General features: G+C 64.5%; 11 protein-coding genes and 2 tRNA genes. 12 read left to right on the forward strand and 1 reads right to left on the reverse strand.

The annotated features are described in order from the left end of the window. Nucleotides 1-297 precede the first annotated feature (297 nt). From serA to AB1346_12730, 4 genes are all read left to right on the forward strand, one after another. Entirely contained in the window at nt 298-1,872 is a 1,575-nt protein-coding gene (serA, locus tag AB1346_12715) for a phosphoglycerate dehydrogenase (GenBank protein MEW6721306.1), read from the forward strand. Nucleotides 1,873-1,900: 28 nt separating this feature from the next. After that, nucleotides 1,901-3,196, forward strand: a complete 1,296-nt coding sequence (locus AB1346_12720; GenBank protein MEW6721307.1) for an adenylosuccinate synthase — start codon at nt 1,901-1,903, stop codon at nt 3,194-3,196. Between the two features lie 40 nt (nt 3,197-3,236). After that, nucleotides 3,237-3,312 (forward strand) — tRNA-Lys (locus tag AB1346_12725). Between the two features lie 8 nt (nt 3,313-3,320). Beyond that, nucleotides 3,321-3,398 (forward strand) — tRNA-Glu (locus tag AB1346_12730). 288 nt (nt 3,399-3,686) lie between these two features. Here AB1346_12730 and AB1346_12735 read toward each other — a convergent pair. Beyond that, on the reverse strand, nt 3,687-4,343 hold the full coding sequence (locus tag AB1346_12735) for a tetratricopeptide repeat protein (protein ID MEW6721308.1): 657 nt from the start codon (nt 4,341-4,343) through the stop codon (nt 3,687-3,689). A 282-nt stretch (nt 4,344-4,625) separates the two neighbouring features. Here AB1346_12735 and AB1346_12740 point away from each other — a divergent pair, with 282 nt between their 5' ends. The 8 genes from AB1346_12740 to AB1346_12775 all read left to right on the forward strand — a co-directional run bounded on the left by AB1346_12740 (nt 4,626) and on the right by AB1346_12775 (nt 12,263). Next, nucleotides 4,626-4,754, forward strand: a complete 129-nt coding sequence (locus AB1346_12740; protein MEW6721309.1) for a hypothetical protein — start codon at nt 4,626-4,628, stop codon at nt 4,752-4,754. Nucleotides 4,755-4,809: 55 nt separating this feature from the next. Next, nucleotides 4,810-6,657 carry an FAD-dependent oxidoreductase gene (locus tag AB1346_12745; protein ID MEW6721310.1) on the forward strand — a complete coding sequence of 616 codons (1,848 nt, stop codon included), beginning with the start codon at nt 4,810-4,812 and terminating at the stop codon, nt 6,655-6,657. After that, nucleotides 6,654-6,995: a cytochrome c3 family protein gene (locus AB1346_12750; GenBank protein ID MEW6721311.1), complete on the forward strand. Its 342-nt coding sequence runs from the start codon at nt 6,654-6,656 to the stop codon at nt 6,993-6,995. Before AB1346_12745 ends, AB1346_12750 begins: the two co-directional genes overlap by 4 nt. Nucleotides 6,996-7,094: 99 nt before the next feature. Then, nucleotides 7,095-8,459 carry a cytochrome c biogenesis protein ResB gene (locus tag AB1346_12755; protein MEW6721312.1) on the forward strand — a complete coding sequence of 455 codons (1,365 nt, stop codon included), beginning with the start codon at nt 7,095-7,097 and terminating at the stop codon, nt 8,457-8,459. A gap of 37 nt (nt 8,460-8,496) precedes the next feature. Continuing rightward, entirely contained in the window at nt 8,497-9,336 is an 840-nt protein-coding gene (ccsB, locus tag AB1346_12760; GenBank protein ID MEW6721313.1) for a c-type cytochrome biogenesis protein CcsB, read from the forward strand. A 2-nt stretch (nt 9,337-9,338) separates the two neighbouring features. After that, the gene (locus tag AB1346_12765; GenBank protein MEW6721314.1) at nt 9,339-9,479 is read left to right on the forward strand and encodes a thioredoxin; all 141 of its coding nucleotides are present in this window, start codon (nt 9,339-9,341) and stop codon (nt 9,477-9,479) included. 4 nt (nt 9,480-9,483) lie between these two features. Further along, a complete protein-coding gene (locus tag AB1346_12770) occupies nt 9,484-10,344 on the forward strand; it encodes a 4Fe-4S binding protein (protein MEW6721315.1) in 861 nt (286 codons plus the stop codon). Continuing rightward, nucleotides 10,341-12,263 (forward strand): hypothetical protein, encoded by a 1,923-nt coding sequence (locus AB1346_12775; protein ID MEW6721316.1) that lies wholly within the window; start codon nt 10,341-10,343, stop codon nt 12,261-12,263. Before AB1346_12770 ends, AB1346_12775 begins: the two co-directional genes overlap by 4 nt.

Raw genomic sequence — 12,263 nt, forward strand, 5'->3', positions numbered from 1 at the left:
GAAGGAAGAGAAGCCGGCGGCGGCCCCCGCAGCGGCCCCCGCGGCTCCGGCTGCGAAGTAACGACGGCTTTACCGTTTCGCGGACCGGCCCCACAAGGGCATTCGGGACGCTCGGGCAGGGGGACACGATCCCCCTGCCTTTTTTGTTTTTCCATGTCTGTCCCGGTTCTGCGGAAGTTCTAAGGAACGTCCCGGTTCTGCGCGGTTCTGCGTTTGACTTTTCCGCGTGTGGCGGTTAATAATTTGAATTTGCTTACATCATTGCGTTTATCCTCCCACCCACAGGAGATGATGCGCATGAAGGTCTTGGCGCTGGACAACCTGCAGCAGGTCGGGATCGACGTGTTCCTGAAGGAAGGCGTCGAGGTCGACGTGAAGGGGAAGATGACCCCCGAAGAGCTGGCGGCGGTCATCAGCAGCTACGACGCAGTGGTGGTGCGCGGCGCGACGAAGGCCACCGCGGCCACCTTCGAGAACGCCACCCGGGTCAAGGTCATCGGGCGGGCGGGAAGCGGCACGGACAATATCGACAAGATCGCCGCGACGAAGAAGGGCGTGGTGGTGATGAACACCCCGGGCGGCAACACCATCACCACCGGCGAGCACGCCCTGGCGATGATGATGTCGCTGGCGCGGCAGATCCCGCAGGCCACCGCCTCGATGAAGTCGGGGAAGTGGGAGAAGAACAAGTTCATGGGGATCGAGCTCACCGACAAGACGCTGGGCATCGTCGGCCTGGGAGCCATCGGCAAGGTGGTGGCGGAGCGGGCGGTCGGGCTGAAGATGGTCGTGGTCGCCTTCGATCCGTACGTGTCGAAGGAGGACGCGGGTCGGCTGGGCGTCGAGACGGTTTCGCTGGACGAGCTGTACCGCCGGTCCGACTTCATCACATACCATACCCCGCTGACCCCGGAGACCAAGGGGATGGTGAACGCCGCCTCCATCGCGAAGATGAAGGACGGCGTGTGCCTCGTCAACTGCGCCCGCGGGGCGCTCGTGAACGAGGCCGACCTGCTGGCGGCGCTGCAGTCCGGCAAGGTCCGGGGGGCCGCCCTCGACGTATTCAACGCGGAGCCGCCTCCTCCCGACATGCCGCTCCTCTCGCACCCCAATGTGGTCTTGACCCCGCATCTCGGCGCTTCCACGACCGAGGCCCAGGAAAAAGTCGCGGTCCTCATCGCGGAGCAGATCTGCGACTTCCTCAAGAAGGGGACCATCCGGAACTCGGTGAATTTCCCGTCCGTGTCGGGGGAGCTGCTCCCCATCCTGAAACCGTTCCTGCTCCTGGGGGAGCGCCTCGGCGCGTTCCACGGGCAGCTCCTCAAGTCCCCGGTGCGGGAGCTCCGGATCGAGTACCACGGCGAGGTCGGTAAGCTGGCGATCGACCCGGTCACGATCTCGGTGCTGAAGGGGCTATTGCAGTACCAGACCGAGGAAGTGAACCTGGTCAACTCCCGGATGGTGGCCGAGGACCGGGGGATCAAGATCAGCGAGTCGAAGGTCCCCAAGTCCGATCCGTACGCGAGCCTGATCCGCGTGGTCGCCGTGACCGAGGAGAAGGAGTTTTCCGTCTCGGGGACCGTGTTCGGCGGCGCCCCGAAGGTCGTGCAGATCGACTCGTACCTGATCGAGGCCGATCTCTCCGGCGGGATCCTCATGCTCAACAACCAGGACGTTCCCGGAGTGCTCGGCCGGGTCGGCACGTTCCTGGGCGAGAAGGGCATCAACATCGCCGGGCTGCAGCTCGGCCGGAAGCAGGCGGGGGGGATCGCGGTGGCGTTGATCAACGTGGACAACGTGGTTCCCGAGAATGTGCTCGGGCAGTTGAGCCGGCTGCCCAACATCACCGCGGCGAACTACCTGGTGTTCTGAACCCTTCACGGGAAGGCGGATTGCGCTGTTGAAAAGCGTCATCGTGATCGGCGCCCAATGGGGCGATGAAGGCAAGGGCAAGATCGTCGACATCTATTCCGAGTTCGCCGATACGATCGTGCGCCCGACGGGCGGCAACAACGCCGGGCACACCCTCATGGTCAAGGGGGAGAAGTTCGTATTCCACCTCATCCCCTCGGGGATCCTTCACCCGGGGAAGAAATGCGTCATCGCCAACGGGGTGGTGGTCGACCCGAAAGTCCTTCTTTCGGAGATCGACCGGCTGAAGGAGCGAGGGTACCTCGCCGACGACGGGCAGCTCAAGCTGGGGCTGCTGGCCAACGTGATCCTCCCTTACCACATCCTGATCGACAAGGGCAGGGAGGAGAAGCTCGGCAGCCGGAGGATCGGGACCACCGCGCGCGGCATCGGCCCCTGCTACGAGGACAAGATGGCCCGCATCGGCATCCGCGTCTGCGACCTTGCGCGGCCGGAGGTGTTCGGGGAGAAGCTGCGGGCGAACCTCGAGCTGAAGAACTTCCTCCTGAAGAATTATTTCGGAGCGGAGGAAGTCGATTACGGGAAGACGCTGGACGAATATCTCGCCTGCGGGGAACGGCTGAGGCCCTACCTCATCGACACTTCCCATTTCATCAACATGGAGATCCGGAAGGGATCGAAGGTGCTGTTCGAGGGAGCGCAGGGGACGATGCTCGACGTCGACCACGGAACCTACCCGTTCGTCACCTCTTCGAACACGACGGCGGGGGGCGTATGCACCGGGTCCGGGGTCGGGCCCACGAAGATCAGCGCGGTCATCGGCGTTTCGAAGGCGTACGCGACCCGCGTGGGAGGCGGCCCGTTTCCGACGGAGCTTTTCGACGACGACGGGCAGACGATGCGGGACCGGGGGCACGAGTACGGCTCGACGACGGGTCGTCCCCGCCGCTGCGGCTGGTTCGACGCCCCGGCGGTGCGGTACGCCGCCCGCCTGAACGGGATGGCCAGCGTGGCGCTCACCAAGCTCGACGTCCTGTCGGGGATGGCGCGGCTGAAGGTCTGCGTCGCCTACGACGTCCACGGCGTCCGGCGGGAAGAAGTCCCTCTATCGCAGTTCGATTTCGAGGCGGCCCGCCCCGTTTACGAAGAAGTGGAGGGGTGGAAGGAGGACATCTCCGAGGCGCGGGAGTACGGCGACCTCCCGAAGGCGGCCCAGAAATACATCCGCATGCTGGAGGAGATCACGGACGTGGAGATCTCCCTGGTGTCGGTGGGCGCCGACCGGAACCAGACGATCATCCGGCGAAACCCCTTTCGCGCTTGACACTTTCGGGCTCCCTTTTTTAAAATGGTCCGTTCCGGGGGAGCCCATAGCTCAGTTGGCAGAGCATCTGACTTTTAATCAGAGGGCCGCTGGTTCGATCCCAGCTGGGCTCACCAGGTCACGCGTCCCCATCGTCTAGTCCGGCCAAGGACACCGCCCTTTCACGGCGGCGACGGGGGTTCAAATCCCCCTGGGGACGCCATTTTTTTACCCATCGTCCATTGAGGGGATTTGAACGGGCGAGCGGCGCTGAAGCGTAGCGAAGAATAGCGCGACGCACGGGAGCCCCGCTACGATCTAAAGCGCTGGCGGGGTACCTCGTTCTTCTCGACGAGAGGCACGCGTCAGCCCATTGCCCCGCCGCGAGCCCATGGATGGGCGAGTGCTGCAAAGGCCATGGATGGCCGGGAGCAGCCACATGCCGAAGCCATGGTGAGGCGGAGGCTCAGGCGGTCAAATCCCCCTGGGGACGCCACTCTTTTTCCCTGCTCTAATTCTGCTTCTTCGGCTTCCAGTCCCGCGCCAGCGTCTGCGCCTCTTCGATCAGGGCGGGCGTCATCCCGGAGGCGATTTCCTCCCTCAACATCCTGATCTTCTCCTGCCCCATTTTTTCCGATGCCGGTATCCGGGAGGCCGCAAGGATTGCCCACATGAGCGCCATGACCAGGCTCTTCGGCACGCCTTGGCCGTTTTTATACAGGGAGACGAGATTGTACTGCGCCTTCGCATTTCCCTGCTCCGCAGCCTTGCTGAACCACTTCGCGGCTTCGGCGTAGTCCTTCGGAATGCCTTGGCCGAGGAAGTGCATCGACCCGAGGTTGAGCTGGGCGGACGCATGCCCCTGATCGGCCGCTTTCCGGTACCATTTCGCCGCCTCGCCGTGGCTCTGCGGCACCCCGCTGCCCAACGCGTACATTATGCCGAGGTTGTACTGGGCGGACGCATGGCCCTGGTCCGCGGCTTTCCTGTACCACTTCGCCGCCTCGACGCTGTCCTGCGGCACGCCTCCTCCATCTTCGTGCATGACGGCGAGCATGAACTGGGCTTCGGCCGATCCCTGTTCGGCCAACGGTTTGAGGAGGCGGAAGGCGGTATCGTAGTCGTAACGTTCATAGGCTTCCCTGGCTTCCGCAAAGGGCGTTGCCATATTCGACCTCTTCGGCGAGGGTTGAATCCATTCCGAGTGTATAACGCGTGGAGATTGCCGGCAATCGGCAGCGGCGATGCGTTCCGGTGCCCCGTTTCATTTCCCGCGAATCCTTAACTTCTTACGCGGCTTGAGATCCCGGTTTCCTCTCCGGCGGACCCGCGAGACCCCGACGGAATCCGAGGGAACAGTAAAATACGGTTATGTCGCCGATATTGCTAAAGATTTGAACAATTCCGGCCGATATGGTATCCAGGGACCATTTCTTATCGTGAGGCGACGATGCGTCCGTTTATCTTCTCCGTCCTCTTCGCTGTCGTCGGTTCGGGATTGTTGTGGTACCAGACGAACTGGCAGATCGGGGCGGCATCTTTCTCGATCGGATTCTGGATGGTGGCGTACCGTCACTGACCGGATTTTCCTTTCGTTGCTTTTTCCATATCCCGCGCCTCAAAATAGAAGGGGTATGGATTTCCTCAAGCCGGAAAACCTTCTCCGATACGGGTACAAGGATTGCCTCCTCTGCGAAGTGGAGCGCAAGGGGGAAGAGAAGCGCTGCGAGCCGTGCTCCGGGCGGCTCGACCAGCGCGAACGTCTCCTCTGGGAGATCCGGCGGGAGCGGTTCCGGCAAACCGCGGGCCGGCTCTCCCTGGTCTTCCCGGGGCTCGGCCACATCTACGACGAGCGGTACCTCGGCGGGATCTTCTGGGCTTCCCTGCTTCCTCTGACCCTCGGGCTCGTGCTGAACGTGTGGAAAGGGATCACCTGGGGACACGCGTTTCTCCTTGCGGAAGCGGGGCTGATCTGGTGGCTCGCCTGGCTGGACGTGCGCAGGGGCCACCCCGAACCGTCGGCGCCCTGCCAGGACGCGTGTCCGGCGGGGCTAAGGGTGCCGGACTACATCGCCCTGGTCCGGGAGAATCGGCCGCTCGAGGCGCTGGCGCTTGTGTACGACAAGCTGCCGTTCGCCGCGTTTTGCGGGCGGGCCTGCCCCCATCCTTGCGAGCAGGAGTGCGTCCGGAACGAGTTCGGCGCGCCGATCTCCATCATGGCGATCAAGAGGCACGCCGCGGACCGTGGATGCGAGGCGCGGATCCTGCCGCAGCGGGAGGACGGGGAGGCGGAAAAGGCGCTGCGGGTGGCGGTCGTCGGCGCCGGGCCGGCGGGCTTGAGCGCGGCGGATCATCTTGCCCGGCTGGGGTGCCGCGTCACCATGTTCGACTCCAGGGAGGAGCCGGGGGGGATGATGCGGTATGGAGCCCCGGAGTTCCGGTTCCCGACGGAAGCGCTGAGATACGATCTGGAACGGATTTTCGCCCGTGGGATCGAGTTCAGGGCAGGCGTGAAGGTCGGGAGGGACGTCCAGTTCTCCGCGCTGGAAGCGGAAGGATTCGACGCCGTCATGATCGCCGCCGGGACGCCGGCGGCGCGCGCGATTCCGGGCAGCGGCACGGAAGCGCAGGGATTCGTGGACGCCTGTTCGTTCCTCGAAGGCGTCCGGCGGAACCGGCCGCTCCGTCCGTCCGGGCGGGTCGTCGTCGTCGGGGGGGGAGACGTCGCGTTCGATTGCGCGCGGACCGCCCTCCGGCTCGGGGCGTCGGAAGCGACCGTCGCCTGCATCGAATCGATCGAGGAGATGCGCGCCCATCCGTGGGTGATCGCGGATGCGGTCGACGAAGGGGTCAGGATTCTTCCCTCCACGGCGGTGAAAACCTTCCGGATGCGCGGGGACCGGACGGCGGGATTCGAGGCGCTCCGCGCGGAGGGTTTCGATACCGGGCCCGGCGGAGCGGTAGTCCCCCGGACGCGTCCCGGCACGGAATTCGAAGTCCCGGCGGACACGATCGTTCTGGCCGTGGGATACGCTCCGGAGCTGGGGTTCCTGCCGCCGGGAGCTTTCCGGAAGCCGCTGGACGCCCGGATCCACGTCTTCCGGTTGATTTTCGAGGGGCGGGAAAGTAAAGTAAACTATTACATTTTCGGCGATTGCGCCGCGGGCCCCCGGACGGTAGTTGAAGCGGCCGCTTCGGGCCGGGCGGCGGCGATGAATATCTATTCCAGCCTGGCCGTCGAAGACGGCAACAAGGCGCGGTACAAGGACAATTACCGCAGGCGGAACGAGCCGCACGAACCCGACAGGCCCGAGTGGCGGATCCGCCTGGGTGGAACGCGCCTGTCCGCGGAATCGCGCCGCGGGAATTTCGAGGAAGTCGACAAGGGGCTCACCGCGGAATGCGCCCACGGAGAAGCGGAGCGGTGCGCACGGTGCAATCTTTCATTGGAGGCTCGTCGGAAGGGAGGTGACAAGGGATGAGGAAGTTCGCGACTCTCATGGCAATCGTCCTCGTAACGGTGTTTTCCGCAGGCTGGGTCGTCGCCGCCGATCCTCCGGAGAAGATCACGATCAAGGCGGTCCAGAAGCTGAAGCCCCCGGTGGAGTTCCCTCACAAGGAACACGCGGGGCGTCTGAAGTGCGCGGAGTGCCACCACAAGGACGCGGCCGGGAAGGAACAGTCCTGTTTCGCCTGCCACAAAGCGGAGAAGAAGGGGGAGGCGATCCCCTTCAAGGACGCGATGCACGGCAAGTGCCAGGCGTGCCACAAGAAGGTGGCCAAAGGCCCCACCAAGTGCAACGACTGCCACAAGCAGTAGCCGTCCGGAAAGCCGCGGCAATCCGGGAAGCGCCATAAGAACTGGAATGGCGCTTCCCGGGTTCCGCATCCAATCCGAATATCCGGGATCGGGGTTCGAATGACAACCGAGAAAAGCGATTCCTCTCCGATGGACAAGATCTGGGATTTCTTCACGTCCATCAAGCTCGCCATCTTCACGCTCATCGTCCTCGCGGTCGCATCGATCTTCGGCACGATCGTGGAGCAGAACCTGCCGCTGGAGAAATACCGGGAAATCTACGAGGACTGGGCGTTCGAGCTGCTGCTCCGGCTCAACATGTTCGACATGTACCATTCCTGGTGGTTCCTCCTGCTACTGGTGCTCTTCACGGTCAACCTGACGTGCTGCACGGTCGACCGGTTCCCCAGGGCCTGGAAGACGGTCCGGAACCCCCGCACGAAAATGGATGAGGGGCACGAAAAGGCGCTGCCGCACGTGGAGCGGTGGAGGAAGAAGGGGACCGTCGAGGAATGGGTCCCGCGGTACACGGTGGCGCTTTCGGCGCTCTTCGCGAAGCCGCTGGTCTCCGAGGAGGCCGGAGAGGTTCACCTATACGCCGAGCGGGGCACGGCTTCCCGGTTCGGTGTCTACGTCACGCATGTCTCGATCATCATCATCTTCCTCGGGGCGATCGTCGGGAACGTCCTCGGATTCAAGGGGTTCGTCGGGATACCGGAAGGGGATTCCGTTTCCCGGGTGCCGGTGCGCGGGGGCGCCCGGCTTCAGGATCTGGGCTTCGACGTGCGCTGCAACCGCTTCGTGGTGGAAATGTACCCGACCGGGCAGCCGAAGGCGTACATCTCCGACCTGAGCGTGATCGAGGGGGGGCGCGAGGTCCTCAGGAAGAAGGACGTCGTGGTGAACGACCCGCTCCGCTACAAAGGGGTCTGGTTCTACCAGTCGAGCTACGGGGAGGCGGGGGGCGCGGTGGCGCGGATCCAGGTGATCGGTCCCGACGGGTCGCCGCAGGGCGCCCTTTCGCTGCCCCCGAACCATCCGGTCCCGATCCCGGGCTACGGCGTCCTTCGCGGCGTGAACTACGACCAGAACTTCCAGGGAAAGGGGCCCGCGCTCGAAGTGGTCGTAGAGAAGCCGGGCGCGTCCCCGGCGGGCTTCTGGCTCTTCCAGAGGAATCCCGACCTCGACCGTGCCCGGAAGGACTCTCTCGCGTTCGCGTTCGGCGGGCTGGCGCCGCGGATGTACACCGGCCTCCAGGTCTCAAGGGACCCCGGCGTCAACGTGGTCTGGCTGGGGTGCGCGCTGATGGTCGTGGGGATCATCATGGCCTTCTTCCTGTCGCATCAAAGGGTCTGGCTGCGCCTGTCGCCGGGAACGGACGGGCGCGTGACCGTCGTCCTCGGGGGCGCCGCCAACCGGAACCGGCTCGCTTTCGAGAAGGCATTCGAAAAAATCCAGGCCGGCGCGAAGGCGGTGGGGGAATGACCGCGGCGCCGGGATCCGCCCCGGGAGACATCCGAAAATGAGCAACGTCCTCCTGTTCAACCTCACCACCGTCCTGCTCGGCGTCGCGTCCGCCCTCTATCTCGGGGCCCTGTACGCGAAAAACGAAAAGATCGCGGTCTACGGAACATGGATCTGCGCGCTGGCGGGCGTGTCGTCCACCGCGGCGCTCGGAGTGCGCTGGTACGAGTCCTACCAGATGGGGATCGGCCGCATCCCCGTCACCAACCTCTACGAGTCGCTGGTCTTCTTCGCCTGGTCGATGATCCTGATCTACCTGGCCGTCGAGAGGAAGTACGGCAGCCGGACCTTCGGCGCGTTCGTCCTGCCCATCGCGTTCTTTACGATGGTGTTCGCGGTGACGAACGACAGCTCCATCCAGCCGCTGGTCCCGGCGCTCCAGTCCTACTGGCTGCACGCGCACGTCATCACCTGTTTCGTCGGGTACGCGGCGTTCGCGGTATCCGCAGGCGTGGCCGTCATGTACCTCCTCAAGGTCCGTCAGGAGGACGCGAAGGTCTCGCAGGGGATCGTAGGATTGCTTCCCTCGGGGAAGGCGCTCGACGACCTGGTCTACCGCGCGATCATATGGGGGTTCCCGTTCCTCACCGCCGGGATCATCACCGGCGCAGCATGGGCGAACTACGCCTGGGGGACCTACTGGTCCTGGGACCCGAAGGAGACCTGGTCGCTGATCGTGTGGCTGGTGTACGCCGTTTACCTGCATGCGCGGATCACGCGGGGGTGGCACGGGAAGCGGACCGCCATCCTGTCGATCGTGGGGTTCCTGGCCACGCTGTTCTGCTACCTCGGCGTCAACCTGGTGCTCTCGGGGCTGCACTCATACGGCGGGGGATGACGATGAAGGGAAGCCGCCCCGCCTTTTTCCTGGCCGCATCGGCCGCGGCGGGAATCCTGGCGCTCGGGATCTACCGGAGGGAGTTCGGCGAGACGCTCCTGAACGCCGTGCTGATCTGCCTGTCGTGCATCGGGATCGGGTGAGGTCTTGGGCGCCGGGTTTCTGAAGCGGCGGATCTTCCAGGGGATCGGGGCGGTGCTGCCCAACGCCTATGTGCAGGGATTCCTCTCCGCGTCGCTGTACCAGGGGCCGCTGAAGAACGTCTGCACCCCCTTGCTGAACTGCTACGCCTGCCCTTCGGCCCTCCTGTCCTGTCCCATCGGGACGCTGCAGCACTTCATGGCGATCCGGACCGTGCCGTTCTACGCGGTGGGGACCCTCTCCGTCATCGGGGCGTCGGTCGGCCGGATGACCTGCGGCACCCTCTGCCCGTTCGGCACCCTGCAGGACCTGCTGTACAAGTTCCGGTCCTGGAAATTCACGATCCCGCGGTGGGCGAGGTATCTCCGGTACGTCGCTCTGGTCGTCCTCGTGCTCGCGATTCCGCTCCTCACCCGGGAACACTGGTTTTCCAAGCTGTGCCCCGTGGGCACCCTCATCGCCGGGATCCCGTGGGCCACGCTGAACGCGGGCGTCCGCGCCATGATCGGGGCGATGTTCTGGGTGAAGATCTCTATCCTGCTCTTCTTCGTCACCGCGTCCACGATGGCGAAGCGCCCCTTCTGCCGCGCGGCCTGCCCGCTCGGCGCGATCTTCTCCCTGTTCAACAAGGCGAGCTTCGTGCAGCTCGCATGGAACCCCGATACCTGCACCCGCTGCGGGAAATGCCGGAAGATCTGCCCGGTCGACATCCGGCCGGACCGGAAAGCCACGGATCCGGAATGCGTGCGGTGCCTCGACTGCACGCTATGCCCGAGCCTGAAGGCGACGACCGTATTCCGCTCCGATCCATTCGCGCCGGGGCTTCCGCGGCTGGAGAGTCCGATCCCGGGAGGCCAGGGGAAATGACCGAAACGGAAGGCAGGAGCGGGAGCGCTCGTCCGGGAGGCTGGGAGCTTTCCCCGAGGCTGCAGAACCTGATCGCGTTCCTCCTGTTGCTCCTCGCAACGCTCCCGATGCTCACCAAGATCTTCACGAGCGACTACGGGACGCATCTCGCCGTGGGGCGCGAGATCCTGCAGAATCTCCACATCCCGACGAAGGAGATTTGGAATTACCCTTCCCTGGGAATGGATAACGGCATCGGCGGGGAGTGGGGATTCACGGCGGTCCTCTACCTGGTGCACTCCGCGGCGGGCGACTACGGCGTGTCGTTCATGATATGGGCCGTCGTCCTGACGACATTCTGCCTCATGTACCGGGCGACCGTCCTGCGCGGGGGACACCCGCTGCTGACGGTCCTGGCCATCTTTGCGTTCTCGGGGTTCCTGCGCATCCGGATCCAGCCGCGCCCGGAGATCTTCACCTACCTGTTCATCGCCGCGACGGTCTATCTGCTTTGCGGGTACTATTTCGGGGCCCGGAAGAAGGCGATCTGGCTGTTCCCCGCGCTGATCCTGGTCTGGGCGAACTGCCACCCGACATACCTCATGGCATTCGGCCTCTGCGGGGCGTTCTTCCTCGACGCCGCGGCCCGGGCGGCGTGGGCGAAGGAATTCCGGTGGGAGAAGCTCCGGACCTGGGTCTTCCCCCCGCTGGTAAGCGGATTCCTCGGCCTGGTCCTGTGCGGCGCGAACCCCCATGGCTACGATTGGCTGCTCGCGCCCCTTCACCTGCTGTCGCGGGGAGAGGGGACCGGAAGCAGCGCCATCCTTGCGTCGATCTCGGAGCTCACCCCGGTGGTCGGCACGGGATTCTATCCTTACTTCAAGGCCGCCGTCGCCTTCGCATCGGTCACGCTGCTCCTGGGGGCGTTCGGCCGGCGCCTCTACCTCCTCGACATCATCCTGTTCCTGATCGCCTTCAAGGGGGCGTGGTCTTCGGCAAGGGCGGTTTCCATGATGGGGCTGTTCCTTTCTCCCGGCGCGGCGGTCCAGCTGACGGGCTTCGTCTCCCATGTGAACAAGCGGCTGGAAGAGCGCATGACCCCGAAGGCGAAGCCGTCCGCGAAGACGAAGGGTAAGAAGGGGAAGCCTGCGGCGGAACCCGTTCATCCGGCCCCCCGCGCCTCCGCGGAGACCGGCTTGCGCTGGAGGCAGGCGGCGGTCCTGGGGATCATCGTATTCGCGCTGGCCGCCTTCGGCGGGACGAACCTCGCCTTCTCGATGCGGCAACTCGAGTTCGGCGTCGGGATGACGAAGCACAAGTTCTCCTTCGCCGCGGTGGAGTTCCTCCGGAAGAACCCCATCCCGGGAAGGATGATCAACTTCTTCGACATCGGTGGATTCCTCGACTGGCAGATCTATCCCCAGTCGCTGACCTTCATCGACGGGAGGACGTACAACCGCGCCGTGTTCCAGGACCACCAGGTCATCATGGCCGGCGCGCCCGGCTGGGAAGGGCTCGTGGAGAAGTACGGCGCCACCCATTTCATCATCAAGGCGATGGATTCCTCGGGGACGATCCTCCCCATCGTCCCGGTGCTGGCGAACCACCCGGGCTGGTCTCTCGTGTTCTCCGACGGCCTGTTCCTCGTGTTTGTCCGCAATAGCGACGAGTTCCGGGAGTTCCTCCGGAAGCACGAGGTTCCCAAGGCGGTCATCCCGCGCCACATCATCGCGGAGTCCTACCATTACATGTTCCTCGGTGTTCATCCTGCCCAGACCTACAACACGGTCGCCAACATGTACCTCGTCCTCGGGGAACGGGACAATGCGATCGAGACGCTTCGGGCCGGGGTCGCGGAGACCGGCAACCCGTTCCTCCGAAACCGGCTGCTGGGGCTTGAACGGGCCGAGATCCCCCGGGAATCGGCACCTGCCCGGTAA

It is taken from the genome of Thermodesulfobacteriota bacterium (genome assembly GCA_040758155.1).
Lineage (GTDB): Bacteria > Desulfobacterota > Deferrimicrobia > Deferrimicrobiales > Deferrimicrobiaceae > UBA2219.